The following is an 18,011-nucleotide window of genomic DNA, read 5'->3' as shown; positions in this document are numbered from 1 at the left end:
GGCTTCCTGCGACGAGCCGCCGCCTGGTTCGCCTCCCACGGCATCACCGTCGAACGCGTCCTGACCGACAACGCCTGGGCCTACACCAAGAACACCTGGCGCCAGACCTGCCATGAGCTGGGCATCAGCCCTCGCTGGACCAGGCCCTGGCGGCCGCAGACCAACGGCAAGGTCGAACGCTTCCACCGCACCCTGCTCGAGGAATGGGCCTACCACCGGCCCTACACCTCAGACAGCGAACGGCAGGCAGCATTTCCCGACTGGCTTCACTGGTACAACTACCACCGACCCCACACCGGCATCGGCGGCCACCCACCAGCCAGCCGCGTCACCAACCTGTCCGGACAGCACACCTAGGGGGTGTCTCGTCGATCAGGCTGGATCAGCGAGCGGCGTCTGGTGCCGTGCATCGCAAGGCGGAGGAGGGAGTCAACGCGATGGGGGTGCCCCCGCGCGAGCGCAGCCGAGCGTGGGGGAATCGGCGACCGACGACAACGCGGCGAGGCGCGGTGCCAGGCGCCGGGAGCCCGGCATGATCGGCGAGACACCCCCCAGAGCGAGCCGTGTGCGTACGTGAAAGGCGGCGGCCCCCGTCAGGAGGGGCCGCCGCCTTTCACCACTCGGCTCAGCTGAAGGAGTCGCCGCAGGCGCAGGAACCCGTCGCGTTCGGGTTGTCGATCGTGAAGCCCTGCTTCTCGATCGTGTCCACGAAGTCGATGGTCGCGCCGCCCAGGTACGGAGCGCTCATGCGGTCGGTGACGACCTTGACCCCGCCGAAGTCCTTCTCCACGTCGCCGTCGAGGGAACGCTCGTCGAAGAACAGCTGGTAGCGCAGGCCGGAGCAGCCGCCGGGCTGGACGGCGACGCGCAGCGCGAGGTCGTCGCGGCCTTCCTGGTCGAGCAGCGCCTTGACCTTGGACGCGGCGGCGTCGGTCAGGATGATGCCGTCGGTGACGGTGGTGGTCTCGTCCGATACGGACATCTACATCTCTCCCGGGTTGTACGGAGACTGCTTGCCGACGGTTGCAACCGGCGGGGCCGCGGATTCATTCCGGGACGCGCCCGACTGTTTTCTCCTTGGCTCGTTTTTCATGCTCGCACATGCGCGGGCGGGCGGACAGCGCCCTGTGGACGAGCGGGCACCGGCCCCCGGCAAGGTGACGTACCGGACATCGGGATTCACGTCACATCGACACGATGGCCATCGTCAAACTGACGTGAAGCGGTTATGATAGATAGCGTCATTTCGACGAAAAGGTCGAAACGCCGTCCCGCAATCCCGCCGACCCGGACTCCCCGGGTCGGCGAGCCGCAGAAAAGAAAGGGTGCGTGTCGTGACCACCGCCCAGACCCAGGAGCTCGACGTACAGCCGACGCCCCTCGCCCTGCTGCTCCTCGGCCGCGAGGCCGACCCGAGGAGCGAGCGCGGCGTGGAGTGCCCCGGCGACCTGCCCTCGCCGTCCGACCCGGACCTGGTCGAGCGCGCCCGCGCGGCCAAGGAGAAGCTGGGCGACAAGGTCTTCGTGCTGGGCCACCACTACCAGCGCGACGAGGTGATCCAGTTCGCCGACGTCACGGGCGACTCCTTCAAGCTGGCCCGCGACGCGGCCGCCCGCCCCGAGGCCGAGTACATCGTCTTCTGCGGCGTCCACTTCATGGCGGAGTCCGCCGACATCCTGACCTCCGACGACCAGAAGGTCGTCCTCCCCGACCTCGCCGCCGGCTGCTCGATGGCCGACATGGCGACGGCCGAGCAGGTCGCCGAGTGCTGGGACGTGCTGACCGGGGCCGGCATCGCCGAGCAGGTCGTGCCCGTCTCGTACATGAACTCGTCCGCCGACATCAAGGCGTTCACGGGCAAGCACGGCGGCACGATCTGCACCTCGTCCAACGCCAAGCGGGCGCTGGACTGGGCGTTCGAGCAGGGCGAGAAGGTGCTCTTCCTGCCGGACCAGCACCTGGGGCGCAACACCGCCGTCCGCGACATGGGCATGTCGCTGGACGACTGCGTGGTCTACAACCCGCACAAGCCGAACGGCGGCCTGACCGCCGAGGAGCTGCGGGCGGCGAAGATGATCCTGTGGCGCGGCCACTGCTCGGTGCACGGCCGCTTCAACCTCGACTCGGTGAACGACGTCCGTGAGCGCATCCCGGGTGTGAACGTCCTCGTCCACCCCGAGTGCCGGCACGAGGTCGTGGCCGCGGCGGACTACGTCGGCTCGACCGAGTACATCATCAAGACGCTGGAGGCGGCCCCGGCCGGCTCCAAGTGGGCCATCGGCACCGAGCTGAACCTGGTCCGCCGTCTGGCGAACCGTTTCGCTCCCGAGGGCAAGGAGGTCGTCTTCCTCGACAAGACGGTCTGCTTCTGCTCCACCATGAACCGCATCGACCTGCCCCACCTCGTCTGGGCCCTGGAGTCCCTGGCCGAGGGCAAGCTCGTCAACCGCATCCAGGTCGACAAGGAGACCGAGGCGTTCGCGAAGCTGGCGCTGGAGCGGATGCTGGCGCTGCCGTAACGGTGACCGCGGTCCCGCCTACTCCGACGCCGGTTTCCTGTCGGGGTGGGCGGGGTCGAGGCCGAAGAGGGTGCCGTCCGGGGTGGCCACGACCAGGGCGCCCTCGTGGAGGAACAGCTCGGATCGGGACCAGCCGTCGCCCGGCACGTGCCGGGCACGCGGGCTGGTCTCCCACAGCGTCGTCCCGTCGTCCGCGTCCAGGGCCGCCACCCGGCCGCTGAGGCTCGCCGCGAACACGGTGCCGCCCGCCTTCCGCAGCACGGGCGCGCCCGGCTGTTCCAGGGTGGTCTGGGTGCGCCACAGCTCCTTGCCCGTCTTCGGCGAGACCGCCTGGACGACACCGTTGGAGCCGGCCGACCACAGCGTGCCGTCCGCCAGCGCGGTCTTTCCGCGCAGCGTCTTTGCCAGGGGCACCCGCTCGCGTCGGCCGGTTCCGGGGTCCATCAGGACCACCGCGTCGTACAGGTCGTCCTCGTCGGAGGGCTCCGCCGCCCACTCGAGGAAGACAAGCCGGCCGTCCAGGGTGCCGGCGAACCCGCTCTCGGCGGGCGCGGCGAGCCTGCGGGTCGAGCCGTCGGACGGGTCCACGGCCAGCAGGAACGACTTCTCGAAGTTCTCGTGGAGGCACTCCGCGTAGAGGTCCGGACCGGACTCGGTCGCGAACGTGCAGTAGTACTGCGCGGGCAGCTGCGCGGCCCACTCCTTCGCCCCGGTGCGCGGGGAGCGGGCGGTCAGCGTACGGCCACCCTCGCCCTCCGGGGCCAGCACCAGGCCGCCGGCGAAGAACGCGAAGGTGCTTCCCTCGTCGACCGTACGGGTCCACACCTGCCGCCCCGAACCGGCGTCGAGAGCGACGACGCTGATCGTCTCGTTCTCGAGCGAGTCGTCGGAGACGGTCCGGCGCACCAGCACCGTGTCCTCGCGCACTCCGATGATCTCGGCGAAGACGGTCGAGTCCCGGGGGCTGTCCTTCGGCAGCAGACCGGCCCGCCAGACGACCTTCCCGGTGACCGCGTCCACCCGCACCGGCAGCGTCGTCTGGTCGGCGCAGTAGACGGCGGCCTCGTACCGCGTGCACCGCGCCATGTCGACCATGGAGCCGCTACCGCCGACGGCGGTCAGGGAATCGGTGTCCACCACGTTCGTCTGCCAGGGCCGCCACCCCGGCGGCAGCGCCCCCCACCGGGTGTCCCGGCCGCCGGAGGACGCGTTGCCGTCCGCGCCGGGGCCCAGCAGGTACGCGGTCAGGCCGAGGACGAGCGCGCCGACCGTGCCCGTGACGGCCAGTAGGGGGCGGATCCGGCCGCGGTGACGGGCGGGCTGCTCGGTCTCCCGGTCGGCGACCGTGCCGGGGTGGGTGGTGGCCTCCTCCGGGGGGCCGAGGCGGAGTGTGACCGTGGGCGGATCGCCCGGGTCCGGTTCGGGCAGGGCCTCGGCGAACTCGCGGGCCAGTTCGTCGAGGCCCGGCCGGTTCTCGCGCTCCTTGGTCAGGCAGTGCTCCAGGATCGCCCGCAACTGCCGCGGCACCCCGTCGAGCACCGGTGGGTCGTTGATGACCCGGTACGCCGTCAGATACGGACTCTCCGCGTCGAACGGGCCGCGCCCCGTGGTGGCGTACGCCAGGAGCGCGCCGAGGGAGAACACGTCGGAGGCCGGGCCCACCGAGCGGGCGTCGGTGAACTGCTCCGGGGACATGAACGGCGGGGTGCCGATCATCTGCCCGGTCTCGGTCAGGGTCAGGTTCTCGGTGGCGCGGGAGATGCCGAAGTCGATGACGCGGGGCCCGTCCTCGGCCATCAGCACATTGGCCGGTTTCAGGTCCCGGTGCACCACCCCGGCCCGGTGGATGTCCCGCAGCGCCTCCACCAGGCCGAGCGCGAGACGCCGCAACTCGGCGTCGCGGAGCGGTCCGTGGGCCCGTATCCGCTCGGCGAGGGAGCGGCCGGGGACGTACTGGGTGGCCATCCAGGGCCGGTCCGCCTCCGGGGCGGCGTCCACGACAGGCGCGGTGAACGCGCCGCTGACCTTGCGGACGGCCTCAATCTCCTGCCGGAACCGGGTGCGGAAGACGGGGTCCTGCGCGTACTGCGCGTGCACCACCTTGACGGCGACCTCCCGCCCGGACCGTGATCTGCCCCGGTAGACGACCCCCATGCCGCCCGCCCCGAGCCGGTCGAGAAGCTTGTATCCGCCGAGCGACCGCGGATCGTCCCTGTGCAGTGGCACCGCCCCAGTCCCCTCCCCCGTAGAGCAGTTCGCGGCACAGGATACGTAACCGCGGGTCGCCACTACCCTTGACTCCTCACCCGCACGGCAGGCACGGGGGCGCGATGGCGACGCGGCGCAAGGCGGATCCCGCTCAGGTGGACGACCTCGTGGTCGTGGTCCCGGGGATCATGGGGAGCCGGCTGGCGGACGCGGACGGCACGGAGGTGTGGGGCCCGTCGGGGGCGGCGCTGCTGGAGGGGATCAGGACCTTCGGCGGCTCCGTGAAGGGGCTGGCCCTGCCGCGCGGGGTGCTGGACGGTCATCCGGGGGACGGCGTACGGCCGTCGGGCGTGATGCGCGACGTCCACGGGCTGCCGGGGCTGTCGCCGCTCGTCGAGGGGTACACGGACCTGCTGAAGTGGCTGGAGGAGCACTTCACTCTGCGGCGCCGCCCACCCGGGGACGACGCTCCGGCGAACCTCGTGCCCTTCGCGTACGACTGGCGGCTGTCCTGCCGGTACAACGCGGCGCTGCTGGGCGAGCGGGTGGCGCGGGAGCTGGAGCGGTGGCGGGCGGCGGGGCACCCGGAGGCGAAGGTGGTGTTCCTCTGCCACTCGATGGGCGGCCTGGTGGCGCGGCAGTACGTCGAGCTGGGCGGCGGAGCGGAGGCCACCCGGCGGGTGATCACCCTGGGCACGCCCTACCGGGGTTCGCTGGACGCCCTGCTGTACCTGGTCAACGGCTTACGCCTGAACGAGCTGCGGCGGGGCGCCGGGCGGCTGGTCCGGCTGGACCTGACCCGCTTCGCGCGCAGCCTGCCCTCGCTGCACCAGCTGACACCGGACTACGCGTGCCTGGAGGGCGTGCCCGGCCAGCCGGGTCTGCGGTACGCGCGTGAGGTGCCCGGTCTGCCGGGCGTCGACGAGGAACTGCTGGCGGACGCGGGCCGGTTCCACGAGGCGCTGCGGGAGTCCGGTACGGGGGCGGCGTACGGCGTGGAGTACGTGCCCGTCAGCGGCGTGCTCCAGCCGACACCGACCACGGCCGAGTTGACCGGTTCGGGTGAGGATCGGGGCCGGCTGGCGGAACTGCTCACCATCGACGGCGTCGACGAGGGCGGTGACGGGCGCGTGCCCCGGCTGTCCAGCGCGCACGTGGGGTGGGGGCGGCCCGCGTACACGCCGTGGGAGCAGCACGGCTCGCTCCAGAACAACCCGGCGGTGCGGTGGGCGGTGTGGGGGTGGCTGGCGGGTGAGCCGCCGTTTCACCGGGCTCCGCGGGAGACCGGCGGGACGGCCCTGGGAGTCGCCGTGCCGGAGCTGCTGGCCGAGGGCGAGGCCTGCGAGGTCTCCGTCACGGCGCCCGGGCAGGAGGAGCTGGCCGTCGCGGTGGCGGTGGGCGAGCGCGGACCGGGGCGGACGCTGCGGAACCTGGGCGGCGGGCGCTACACGGCCGTACTGAGGGGACTGCCCGCCGGGGCGCACCGGGTGCGGGTGTGGGCGCGGCACGCGCCCGAGCAGGTGGTGACGGCGCTGGTGCTGGTGGTGCGCGCGGGAGCGGAGGCCTGATGACGAGGGAGACCCCCGAGCGGCCCGCGCCGAGGGCGACCGCGCTGTGCGTGGTCTGCGAGTCGTACGCCGACGAGGGCACCTTCCCCCGGCTGGCGGGGGCGCGGGCGCAGATGGAGGAGATCGCCGGGCGCCTCGAGGAGCTGGGGTTCGAGGTGCGGGTGGTGGGCGGCGGGGATCCGGGGCGGGCCGACTTCGACCGGGCGGTCGAGGAGTGGAGCGAGGGGTGGCGGCGGGAGGGCGGGCGCAGACCGGCGCTGATCCTGTGGTCCGGGCACGGGGTGCTGGTGGGCGAGGAGCTGCGCCTCGCCCTCAGTGATCTGGTCCCGGGCGATCACCCCGGTACGCGGACGGCACGGATCCGGCGCCAGGGGGTCTCCGTCGAGGAGCTGGTCGACTACGCGGTGTCCTCGGAGGCGGACCAGATCCTCGTGCTCGTCGACGCCTGCTACTCCGGGGACGGGGCCGGGCAGAGCGTGCAGACCGCGCTGAAGCACTGGTCGGAGGTGAGCCTGCCGCCCGGTCGTACGAAGTGGCTGGGTTTCATGGCGAGCTGCCAGCGCAACGAGACGTCCGCGGGTGACGGACCGCTCTTCCAGGCGCTGGCGCGGGTGCTGCGGGACGGGCCGAGGACGGACGCGTACCTGTCCGCGTGGAGCGCGCACAACGAACTCGTCACCGGCGCCGATCTGCTGGCCGCGCTGCCCACCCGCTGGGAGGGGGACGGGCAGCGGCCGGTCCGCGCGGCGGTGGGCGACGAGAGCCGCGCCTTCCCCAACCCGCTCGCCGAGCCGGGCGCCCCGCCCGCGCTCGTCGAGCATCTGGTGCTGGCGGCGCGCGGGGTCGGGCACCGGGAGGAGGGGTGGTTCTTCACCGGGCGGCGGCGGGTGCTCGGCCGGATCGTCGCGTGGATGGAGGAGGGCACGCCCGGGTTGTTCCTCGTGACGGGGCCCGCCGGGAGCGGCAAGTCGGCAGTGCTGGGGCGGATCGCGACGCTCGCCGATCCCGTCCGGCGGGCGGAGGCCGAGGAGCAGGGCGCGCTGCGGGAGGGCGACCCCGATCCCGGCGTCCGGGACCGCCAGTCCTTCGCGGCGGTCCATCTGCGGGGGCTGAACGCGTTGCAGGCGGCGGCGGAGCTGGCGGAGCGGCTGGGGCTGCGGCAGCCGAGGAGCGTGGACGATTTCCGGGCGGAGCTGCGGGAGCTGCCCGGGCTGCCGGTGATCGTGCTGGACGGTCTCGACGAGGTGCCGTCGGAGCACACCCAGGCCGTGATCGAGGACCTCGTGTTCCCGCTGAGCCGGATGACGCCGGTCCTGGCCGGCTCCCGCAAGCGGCCCTTCCGCAGCAAGCTCGCGGAGGGCGAGTCCCTGCCGGACGCCCTGGTACGGCATGTGGGGGCCGGTGTCATCACGGTCGATCTCGAGCAGGAGCCGGACACCCGGGAGGACATCGCCGGGTATGTGCGCAAGCGGTGTGAGGCGGAGGGGGTCGACGGGGCCGAGGTCGCCTGGGCCCTGGCGAGCCGGGCGACGGAGAAGGACGGGGGGTTCCTCTTCGCCCGGCTGGTGACCGGCTTCCTCATCTCGGAGATCCGGCGCCGGGGCGACGAGGAGGGCATCGACAGCGGTGCTCTGCTGGCCCGGCTGCCGGACTCGGTCGAGGCCGCCTTCGAGGAGGACCTGCGGTCCGGACCGGCTCGGGTACGAGACGACGGCGCCGTCCTCCCCTCGGCGGCCCGCGACCTGCTCACCGCCCTCGCCTGGGCGGCGGGACGCGGCATGCCGGCCGGTGGGGTGTGGGAGGCGGCGGCCTCGGCGCTGGGGGGTCGCACCGGGGACGCCGGTTACGACGAGGGGGACGTCGACTGGGTGCTGGCGGAGTACGGGCGGTACATCGTGGAGGACAGTGAGGGGTCCCAGGCGGTGTACCGGTTGTATCTCCGGGAGTTCGTGTCCCATCTGAGGACGCGACAAGTGCCCACAGGAACGGCGGCCGGCGAGGTCGTCATGAGGGCGATGGCGGATTACCTCAGGCGCCAGGTGGACGGCGGGGACTGGGGCTCGGTGGATCCCTACGTCCGGGAATGGCTGGCCACGCATGCGGTGTGGGCCGGAGAGCACGGCGCGGGCATCGACATCCTGCGTGAGCTCGTCGCATGGGACCCGGACAGTGCCTTGCCCCATCTGGCGAGTGCGCTCCATGACAGCGCGGTCGCCTGGTCGAGAAGGGGCAACCCCGCGGCTGCTTCCGGGTTCTCACGCGAAGCCGTCGAGATCTACTCGGGGCTCGCGGACCGCGATGCCGTCACCTACCTGCCCAGTCTCGCCATGGCGCTCAACAACCACGCCATCCACCTGGCGGAGAACGGAGACCGGCAAGCCGCCCTGGACTCTGCCCAGCGAGGCGTCGGCATCTACACGGACCTGGCGGAAGCCAACCCCTCCGCCCACCTCCCCGCCCTCGCCGGCTCCTTCGACAACCTCGCCAACCGCTTGGCCGACAGCGGAGACCGACAAGGCGCCCTCGACCCCGCGCAGAAAGCCGTCCGCATCCAACGGACGCTCGCCGAAGCGAACTCCGCGGCTCACCTGCCCGACCTCGCCATGGCACTCAACAACCTCGCCATCCGCCTGGCCGAGATCGGAAACCGGCGAGCCGCCCTCGAACCCGCCCGCGAAGCCGTGCGCATCTACACCGATCTCGTCGAGAGCAACCCTGCCGCCTACCTCTCCGCTCTCGGTCGTGCCCTGAACAACCTCGCCGGCCATCTGGTGGAGACAGGAGAGCGGCAGGACGCCCTGGAACCGGCCCACGAGGCCGTACGCATCCGCCGCCTGCTCGTCGACATCCAGCCCACCGCCTACCTGCCCGACCTGGCCGGCTCCCTGAACAACCTCGCCATCCACCTGGCCGTCACCGGGGACCAGCAGGCGGCGCTGGACCCCGTCCGCGAAGCCGTCCGCATCTACACCGACCTCGCCGAGACCCACCCCGCCGCCTACCTCCCCGACCTCGCCATGGCACTCGACAACCTCGCCAGCCGCCTGGCGGAGAACGGAGACCGGCGAGCCGCCCTCGACCCGGCCCGGCGAGCCGTCGGCATCTACCGCGAGCTCGCCGATAGCAACCCCGCCGCCTACCTCCCCGACCTCGCCATGGCACTCAACAACCTCGCCAGCCGCCTGGCGGAGAACGGAGACGCGCGAGGGGCCGTGGAGCGCACGCGAGAAGCCGTCCGCATCCGCCGCACACTCGCCGAAGACAACCCTGCCGCCTACTCCCCCGACCTCGCGCTGACACTCAGCAACCTCGCCAACCACCTGGCAGCCAACGGCGACCGACGAGGCGCCCTCCAGCCGGCCCGGGAGGCCGTTCGCCTCCAACGGACGCTCGCCGACACCGATCCCGCCGCGCACCTCGCCGCCCTCGCCGGCGCCCTCGGCAACCTGGCCAATCGCATCGCCGAAGTCGGGGACCGGGACACTGCCCTGGAACACGCCCGAGAAGCTGCCGACATCTATACCGGCCTCGCCGACACCAACCCCGCCGCCTACCTCCCCGACCTCGCCGGCACCCTCAACAACCTGGCCATCCATATGGCCGGAACCGGAAACCGGCAAGCCGCGCTTGACCCCGCCCGCGAAGCCGTCGGCATCTACCGCGAGCTCGCCGATAGCAACCCCGCCGCCTACCTCCCCGACCTCGCCATGGCGCTCAACAACCTCGCCAGCCGCCTGAGCAAGAACGGGGATCCACGAGCCGCTGAACCACTCGCCCGGGAAGCCCTCCGCATCCGCCGCACGCTCGCCGAAGCGCACCCCGCCGCCTACCTGCCCGACCTGGCCGGCTCCCACAACAACCTCGGGCTTCAGCTGAGCGCCATGGGAGACACACAGGCCGCTCGAGAACACGCCCACGAAGCCGTCCGCATCTACACCGACCTGGCCGCGGAACACCCCGAAGGCTTTGTCGCGAACCTGTCCACCGCACTCGACAACCTCGCCGGCCTTCTGGTCGACGCGGGCCTGGAATCAGCAGCTGTCCGTGCCTACAGAGAGGCCGCCGACCGCCTCGCTCACAACCCTGCCGCCGCACGCTTCATCAGGTGCAATTTGGCCGTCTTCCAACTCTGGCGCCCTGCTCCGACCTCCGAGGCCGGCCTGCGTGGGTTGCTCCATCTGCTCGGCGACGGCACCCCACCCCCCGATCTCGTCAGCGTCACGGCCCGCCGGGAGGTCCGCCGCTGGGCCGGTCTCACCCCGCACAACCGTCAACTGGTCGAACGGATCTGGCGCCAGGAAGCCGGTGCACCCGTCCCCGCATGGCTGTCCCTGTCGGAGGACATCCTCGATGTGGCCAAGGCATGGATCTTCACCGCCACTTGGGAGGAAAGCCAGAAGTTCTGGGCGGCCCATACCGACGCCCTCAGCTCGGACGCCGCCTCGACCGCGCTGCAGGAACTGGAGCTCATCACCCCTGTCGCCCAGCAGCATCAACATCTCCGGCAGCTGATCCTCACCAAGGGGGCAGCCCCCGTCTTCTTCGCGCACATCCTCGGCCATCGGCTCGTGAAGTGGCTGGACTGCGCATCGTGGGAGGACTCGGAGCAGTTCTTGCGGGAGAACAGCGAGCTGCTGCTCGACGCGTCCGCGGAAAGCATCCTCCTGGCGACCGCCGGGTTCACTCCGCACGCCGTCGCCCACGCGGCAATCCTGTTTCTGGCGCGAACCCACGGCATCGACACCGCCTACCGCTGTGTCCGGGACCGCGCGGCCTTGCAGCACAACGTTTCGCGAGCCATCGAAGACGGTGATGCCACCGCCCTCGAGTACACCGCGGCCGTCGAGTCCGCCGTCTTCCAGGACGAGTTGTCGTCCGTCACACACACGCAGGCGGTCCTCCTCCTCAGCAACCAGCCGGACGCCCTCGACTTGGAACTGCTCTCTGCCGCGGCGGCCGAAGCCGACCCCGCCACCCGCACCCGCCTCACCGCCGAACTGGCCACCCTCAGCACCCGCCACGGCGGAGAGCACATGGCCCACTGGATGAGTCTGATCGAGGCGCTGAACCGGTCGGCGTAGGGAAACGGCCGGGCCCGCAGCGCGGGACCCGGCCGTTGTCGCACCGTCAGGTGTCACAGATCCGTCAGGCGTCACACACCCGCCGGCTCCGGCGCCTTCTCCGCCCCCGCCTTCGCCGCCCGCTTGGCCGCGCGCTTCTTCGCGCGGCGCTCCTTGCGGAGTTCGAGCATGGCGTAGAGGGTCGGGACCAGGAGGAGGGTCAGCATGGTCGAGGTGACCAGGCCGCCGATGACGACCACCGCCAGCGGCTGGGCGATGAAGCCGCCCTCGCCGGTGATGCCGAGGGCCATCGGGAGGAGGGCGAAGATGGTCGCCAGGGCGGTCATCAGGATGGGGCGGAGGCGGTGGCGACCGCCCTCGATGACGGCCTCCACGACGCCGTAGCCCTGCGCCCGGTACTGGTTGATCAGGTCGATCAGGACGATCGCGTTCGTCACCACGATGCCGATCAGCATCAGCATGCCGATCATCGCGGGGACGCCCATGGGGGTGCCGGTGGCGACCAGGAGGCCGATCGCGCCGGTGGCCGCGAAGGGGATGGAGACCAGCAGGATCAGCGGCTGGGCCAGCGAGCGGAAGGTCGCGACCAGGAGCATGAAGACGATCGCGATGGCCGCCAGCATGGCGAGGCCGAGGTTGGCGAACGCCTCGTCCTGGTCCTCGGAGACGCCGCCGATCTCGGCGGTGGCGCCGGCCGGGAGGTCCAGGGAGTTGATCTTCGACTGGAGGTCGGCGCTGACCGCGCCGGTGTTGTCGCCGGTCGGCTTGGCGGTGATGGTGGCGGCGCGCCGGCCGTCGATGCGGGTCATGGAGACCGGGCCGTCGACCAGCTTCACCTCCGCGATGTCGCCCAGCTTCACCGGGCCCAGGGGGAGCTTCTTCAGTTCGGCCAGCGTGTCGGCGGGGCGCGCCGAGCGGATGACGACGTCGCGCTCGGTGTCGTCGAGGGTGGCCTGCGCGGCGGTGGTGCCGCGGACCGCCTGGGCGACGGCCGCGCCGAGTGTCTGGTCGGTGAAGCCGGCCGCGGCGGCCTTCTCGTTGGCCTTGACCGAGATCCGCGGGACGCTCTGGGCGAGGTCGCTGGTGACGTCGGTGACGTCGTCCAGGCCGGCCACCGCCTTGCGGACCTGCTCCGCGGCGTCGCGCAGCACCTTCGCGTCGGCCGCCTTCACGACCACGGAGAGGTCCTGGCTGCCGAAGCCGTCACCCGCGGCGATCGTCGTCGTGCCGATGCCGTCGAGCTTGCCCAGGCCCTGCTCGATACGGCGTTCGACGTCCTCGTACGACGCGGACTCCTCCAGCATCACCGAGTACGACGCCTGGTTGGTGTCCGTGCCGCCGCCGAAGGCGGCCATGAAGCCGGAGGAGCCGACGGTGACCTGGTAGTCCTTGACGCCCTCGACGCCGTCGAGCATCTTCTCGATCTTCTTCGCCTGGGCGTCGGTCGCCGCGAGGCTGGTGCCGGGCTTCAGCTCCTGCCTGACGGTGAGGACTTCCTGCTCGCCCTGGTCGAAGAAGTTGGTCTTCAGCAGCGGGGCCATGCCGAAGGTGCCGATCAGCACGACGACCGCGATGGCCACGCTGGTCAGACGGCGGCGCGTGGCGAAGCGCAGGACGGGGACGTAGAAGCGCTGGAGGCGGCTCTTGGCCTCCTTCTCCTCGGCGAGGCGGCGGGCCTCGTCGGCGTCCTCGGGGGTGCCCTTCGGGGGGCGCAGGAACCAGTACGACAGGACCGGGACGACTGTGAGGGAGACCAGCAGCGACGCCAGCAGGGCGGCGGTGACGGTCAGGCTGAACGAGCCGAACAGTTCGCCCACCATGCCGCCGACCAAGCCGATCGGCAGGAACACGGCGACCGTGGTCAGGGTGGAGGACGTCACCGCGCCCGCCACCTCGCGGACCGCCTTGAGGATCGCCTCCCGGCGCTCCTCGCCGTAGCCGAGGTGCCGCTTGATGTTCTCCAGGACGACGATCGAGTCGTCGACGACCCGGCCGATCGCGATGGTGAGCGCGCCGAGCGTGAGGACGTTCAGGGAGAGGTCGCGGGTCCACAGGACGATCAGGGCGAGGACCACCGACAGGGGGATGGAGACCGCCGTGACCAGCGTGGAGCGCAGCGACGCCAGGAAGACGAGGATGACGAGGACGGCGAAGAGGAGGCCGAGGGCGCCCTCCGTCGTCAGGCCCTCGATGGACTTGGAGACGGCCGGGCCCTGGTCGCTGACGACCGTGACGGTGGCGCCGGAGCCGAGGTCGGCGCGCATCTCGGGCAGCTTGTCGCGGACCGCGTCGGAGATGGCTACCGCGCTGCCGTCGCGGTCCATGGTGACCATCACGGCGAGGCTGGGCTTGCCGTTGGTGCGGGTGAGGGAGTCGGCGCGGGCGGGCTGCTGCGCGACCTCGGCGACGTCGCCGAGGCGGACCGGACGCTTGACGCCCTCCCCGGTGACCATCAGGTCCTCGATCTGCTTGAGGGAGGTGAAGCCGCCGCCGACCTGCACGGTGCGGTTGGCGCCGTCCTCGTCGAAGGAGCCGGCCGGGACGGTCGCGCCGCCCGCCTGGAGCGCCTGGGCGAGGGACTGCGTGGTCAGGCCCGCCTCGGCGAGCTTGCGGTCGTCCGGGGTGACGGTGACCTGGAGGTCGCGGACGCCGTCCACGGTGACCTGGCCGACGCCGTCGATGTCTTTGAGGTCGGGGACGACGGTCTTGTCGAGCCGGTCGGCGAGGGCCTGCTGGTCGCGGTCGGAGGTGACGGCGAGCACGACGGTCGGGATGTCGTCCGTGGACCCGGCGACGACCTGCGGGTCGACGTCGTCGGGGAGCTGGGCGCGGGCCCGGTTGACGGCCTGCTGGACGCCCGCGACGAGCTGGTCGGTGTCGTTGCCGTAGTCGAAGGACGCCATGATCACGGCGTTGCCCTCGCCGGCGGTGGAGGTGACGCCGGTGATGCCGTCGACCGCCTCCAGGTTGTTCTCGATCGGTTCGACGACCTGCTTCTCGACCACGTCCGGGGACGCGCCCTGGTACGGCGCGATCACCGACACCATGGGCAGTTCGATGGTGGGCAGCAGCTGCTGCTTGAGCTGCGGGATCGCTATCGCCCCGAAGGCGAGCGCGATGATCGACATCAGCCCTGTCAGGGCCCGTTGCGCGAGGCTGAATCTGGACAGCCAGGACATGGGTCAGCGTCTCTCTTCCGTGGCCTGAGCGGAGCAGTGGGCGCATGCGAGCGCCCACGCCACCACCCTGGTCCATGGCCGACACCCCGGCCGTCGCCCCCAGGTCCATTTCCTTATACGGCGCATACTGCGGCTGGAGTAGCGCCGTACGGCGGTCAGTCCACCCTTGGACGGACCAGCCCGGACTCGTACGCGATCACCACCAGCTGGGCCCGGTCGCGGGCGCCCAGCTTGGCCATGGCCCGGTTGACGTGGGTCTTCACGGTGAGCGGGCTGACCTGGAGGCGTTCGGCGATCTCGTCGTTGGAGTGGCCGCCGGCGACCTGGACCAGTACCTCGCGCTCGCGGACGGTGAGCGCGTCGAGCCGGTCGGAGCGGGCCGGGTCCGGGTCGCCGTCCGCGGCGTCGCCGCCCTGGGCGAGGAAGCGGGCGATCAGGCCCTTGGTGGCGGCCGGGGAGAGCAGGGCCTCGCCGCCGGCCGCGACGCGGATCGCGTTCAGCAGTTCCTCCGGCTCGCTGCCCTTGCCGAGGAAGCCGGAGGCGCCGGCCCGCAGGGACCGCACGACGTAGTCGTCGACCTCGAACGTCGTCAGGATGACGATGCGGACGTGGGCGAGCGCCGGGTCCGCGGTGATCAGGCGGGTGGCGGCGAGCCCGTCGGTGCCGGGCATGCGGATGTCCATCAGGACGACGTCCGGGCGGTGCTCCCGGGCCAGCCGCACCGCCTCCGTGCCGTCCGAGGCCTCGCCGACCACCTCCATGTCCGGCTCGGAGTCGACCAGCACGCGGAAGGCGCTGCGCAGCAGGGCCTGGTCGTCGGCGAGCAGGACGCGGATGGTCATACGGGCTCCCCCTGGGCGTTGGGCACGCGCCGGCCGGCGTCGGTCATCCGGGCTCTCCCTCGGCGCCGGAGCGGTTGTCGACCGGCAGGATCGCATGGACGCGGAAGCCGCCGCCGTAGCGGGGACCGGTGGTGAGGGTGCCGCGCAGCGCGGTGACGCGTTCGCGCATGCCGAGCAGGCCGTGGCCGCCGCCCTCCGGGACGGGATGCTCGCCGGCGCCGTCGTCGAGGACGGTGATCTCGATGCGCGGTCCCACCCGCACCACGCTGACCTCGGCCTTGGCCTCCGTACCGGCGTGCTTCTGGACGTTGGTGAGGGCTTCCTGGATGACCCGGTAGGCGGCGAGGTCGACGGCGGCGGGCAGGGTGGTGCCGTGGTCGGCGCGGGCGACCTCGACGCGCAGGCCGGCGTTGCGGAAGGTGCCGACGAGTTCGTCGAGCCGGTCGAGGCCGGGGGCGGGCTCGGTGGGGGCCTCCGGGTCGCCGGACTGGCGCAGCAGCCCGACGGTGGCCCGCAGCTCGTTCAGCGCGGAGCGGCTGGCCTCCCGGACGTGGGCCAGGGCCTCCTTGGCCTGGTCGGGGCGCTTGTCCATGACGTGGGCGGCGACTCCGGCCTGCACGTTGACCAGGGCGATGTGGTGGGCGACGACGTCGTGCAGGTCGCGGGCGATCCGCAGGCGTTCCTCGGCGACCCGGCGGCGGGCCTCCTCCTCGCGGGTGCGTTCGGCGCGCTCGGCGCGTTCCCGGATGGCCTGGACGAAGGCGCGGCGGCTGCGGACGGCGTCGCCCGCGGTGGCGCCGATGCCGGTCCAGGCGAAGATCGCCAGGTTCTCCTGGGCGTACCAGGGCAGGGGCCCGGCGAGCATGGCGGCACCGGTCAGCACGGTCATCGTGAGCAGGCCGATCCGCCAGGTGGTGGGGCGGTCGGTGGTGGAGGCGACGGTGTAGAGGGCGATCACGGCGGACATCGCGACGGGGGCGCGGGGGTCTCCGGTCACGGACTCGACGAGGGAGACCGTGCCGGTGAAGGCGAGCACCGTGCGCGGCGCCCGCCGGCGCAGCACCAGGGCGGCGGCACCGAGGGCGATCAGCACCAGGCTGAGTCCGTCGGGACTGCGCAGGCCCCAGGTGACACCGTCCTTGCCATGCGGGTCCACGAAGGACCCGGCCACCATGCAGACCAGCACCCCCGCCGCCAGCATGGCGTCCAGCGCCATGGGGTGGGCCTTCAGTCGCTGCCGGACACGCTCCAGGGTGCTCACGATGCTCCACCGTATCCGGGCGGACACCACCGGGGGCCGGGGTACGGCCGAGCGCAACGGATGGGCCGGGCATCGGCCGGAGATCAGCCGGGACCGGGCCCCTATAGGCCGGGCATCGGCACCAGCGGTGACCAGCCGCAGAGCGGCTGCGGATCAGCCGGGCGTCAGTCGGGCGTCGGCCGGGCGGATCGGTGGTGCGCCCGCCGGGCGGATCGGCCGGGCATCGGCACCAGCCGGCGACCGTGGCGGCGGGTCAGTCCGGGATCAAGCCGTCCTCGGTCAGCATCTCGCGGACCTCCTCCAGGGACGCGTCCGGGGAGGGGAGGATCAGCTGTGAGGGTTCGAGGGAGTCGTCGGGCAGGGGGGTGCCCAGTTGGCGGACGGTGGCCAGGAGGGCCTGGAGGGTGCGGCGGAAGCCGGGTCCGTCGCCCTTCTCGATCTCGGACATCAGCTCGTCGTCGAGCTTGTTGAGCTCCGGGAAGTGGCTGTCGGCCAGCCTGACCTGCCCCTCCCCCATGATCCGTACGATCATGTCGCCCTCCTCGGCGTGGGCCCCTACTGCTTGTCGAACCGCGGGGTGTCCTGCGGCTGCTGCTGGGGCTGCTGCTGTCCGTTGCCGCCCTCGATGGCCTGCCGGTCACCGGACGTGCCTCCGGCCAGCTCGGCCTTCATGCGCTGAAGCTCCAGCTCTACATCCGTACCACCGGAGAGCCGGTCCAGCTCGGCCTGGATGTCGTCCTTGGCCATGCCGGTGGGGTCGTCGAGGGCGCCGGAGGCGAGCAGTTCGTCGATGGCGCCGGCGCGTGCCTGGAGCTGGGCCGTCTTGTCCTCGGCGCGCTGGATGGCCAGCCCGACGTCGCCCATCTCCTCGGAGATGCCGGTGAACGCCTCGCCGATCCGGGTCTGCGCCTGGGCCGCGGTGTACGTCGCCTTGATCGTCTCCTTCTTGGTGCGGAAGGCGTCGACCTTGGCCTGGAGCCGCTGGGCCGCCAGGGTGAGCTTCTCCTCCTCGCCCTGGAGGGTGGCGTGCTGGGTCTCCAGATCGGTCACCTGCTGCTGGAGCGCGGCGCGGCGGGAGAGCGCCTCGCGGGCCAGGTCCTCCCGGCCCAGCGCGAGCGCCTTGCGGCCCTGGTCCTCCAGCTTGGCGGACTGCTGCTGCAACTGGTTGAGCTGGAGTTCCAGCCGCTTGCGGGAGGTGGCCACGTCCGCGACGCCGCGGCGGACCTTCTGGAGCAGCTCCAGCTGCTTCTGGTACGAGTAATCGAGGGTCTCGCGCGGGTCCTCGGCCCGGTCCAGGGCCTTGTTCGCCTTCGCGCGGAAGATCATCCCCATACGCTTCATGACACCGCTCAT

11 protein-coding genes are annotated in these 18,011 nt (G+C 71.9%); 4 read left to right on the top strand and 7 right to left on the bottom strand.

Annotated elements, in window-relative coordinates; all coding sequences use genetic code 11:
• A partial coding sequence (locus ACIG0D_RS05115; protein ID WP_399796323.1) for an integrase core domain-containing protein occupies positions 1-357 on the top strand: 357 nt, incomplete at its 5' end.
• Positions 358-625: 268 nt separating this feature from the next.
• Here ACIG0D_RS05115 and ACIG0D_RS05110 read toward each other — a convergent pair.
• Positions 626-982: an iron-sulfur cluster assembly accessory protein gene (locus ACIG0D_RS05110; RefSeq protein ID WP_006135694.1), complete on the bottom strand. Its 357-nt coding sequence runs from the start codon at positions 980-982 to the stop codon at positions 626-628.
• A 352-nt stretch (positions 983-1,334) separates the two neighbouring features.
• Here ACIG0D_RS05110 and nadA point away from each other — a divergent pair, with 352 nt between their 5' ends.
• Positions 1,335-2,519: a quinolinate synthase NadA gene (nadA, locus tag ACIG0D_RS05105; RefSeq protein WP_399796322.1), complete on the top strand. Its 1,185-nt coding sequence runs from the start codon at positions 1,335-1,337 to the stop codon at positions 2,517-2,519.
• Positions 2,520-2,537: 18 nt separating this feature from the next.
• On the opposite strand, the gene ACIG0D_RS05100 is transcribed toward nadA, so the two are convergent.
• Complete coding sequence (locus tag ACIG0D_RS05100; protein ID WP_399796321.1) at positions 2,538-4,745, bottom strand: PQQ-binding-like beta-propeller repeat protein; 2,208 nt, start codon at positions 4,743-4,745, stop codon at positions 2,538-2,540.
• 104 nt (positions 4,746-4,849) lie between these two features.
• Between ACIG0D_RS05100 and ACIG0D_RS05095 the strand changes: the two genes are divergently transcribed.
• Positions 4,850-6,295, top strand: a complete 1,446-nt coding sequence (locus ACIG0D_RS05095) for a hypothetical protein (protein ID WP_399796320.1) — start codon at positions 4,850-4,852, stop codon at positions 6,293-6,295.
• On the top strand, positions 6,295-11,376 hold the full coding sequence (locus ACIG0D_RS05090) for a tetratricopeptide repeat protein (RefSeq protein ID WP_399796319.1): 5,082 nt from the start codon (positions 6,295-6,297) through the stop codon (positions 11,374-11,376). The genes ACIG0D_RS05095 and ACIG0D_RS05090 overlap by 1 nt, the downstream gene beginning before the upstream one ends.
• A 71-nt stretch (positions 11,377-11,447) precedes the next feature.
• Here the strand turns inward: ACIG0D_RS05090 and ACIG0D_RS05085 are convergent, their stop codons facing one another.
• From ACIG0D_RS05085 to ACIG0D_RS05065, 5 genes are all read right to left on the bottom strand, one after another.
• Positions 11,448-14,555, bottom strand: coding sequence for an efflux RND transporter permease subunit (locus ACIG0D_RS05085; protein WP_399796318.1), 3,108 nt, complete (start codon positions 14,553-14,555; stop codon positions 11,448-11,450).
• Between the two features lie 155 nt (positions 14,556-14,710).
• Positions 14,711-15,397 carry a response regulator gene (locus ACIG0D_RS05080; protein WP_399796317.1) on the bottom strand — a complete coding sequence of 229 codons (687 nt, stop codon included), beginning with the start codon at positions 15,395-15,397 and terminating at the stop codon, positions 14,711-14,713.
• Positions 15,398-15,440: 43 nt separating this feature from the next.
• Positions 15,441-16,658 (bottom strand): sensor histidine kinase, encoded by a 1,218-nt coding sequence (locus tag ACIG0D_RS05075; RefSeq protein ID WP_399796316.1) that lies wholly within the window; start codon positions 16,656-16,658, stop codon positions 15,441-15,443.
• 253 nt (positions 16,659-16,911) lie between these two features.
• Complete coding sequence (locus tag ACIG0D_RS05070) at positions 16,912-17,190, bottom strand: hypothetical protein (protein WP_365760824.1); 279 nt, start codon at positions 17,188-17,190, stop codon at positions 16,912-16,914.
• Between the two features lie 23 nt (positions 17,191-17,213).
• Positions 17,214-18,011 carry a PspA/IM30 family protein gene (locus ACIG0D_RS05065; RefSeq protein WP_365760822.1) on the bottom strand — a complete coding sequence of 266 codons (798 nt, stop codon included), beginning with the start codon at positions 18,009-18,011 and terminating at the stop codon, positions 17,214-17,216.

The sequence above is a fragment of the Streptomyces sp. NPDC052773 genome, assembly GCF_044547145.1.
In the GTDB taxonomy this organism is placed as follows: domain Bacteria; phylum Actinomycetota; class Actinomycetes; order Streptomycetales; family Streptomycetaceae; genus Streptomyces.
The sequence above is the reverse complement of the archived record's forward strand: the minus strand, read 5'-3'. Positions and strand labels throughout refer to the sequence as shown.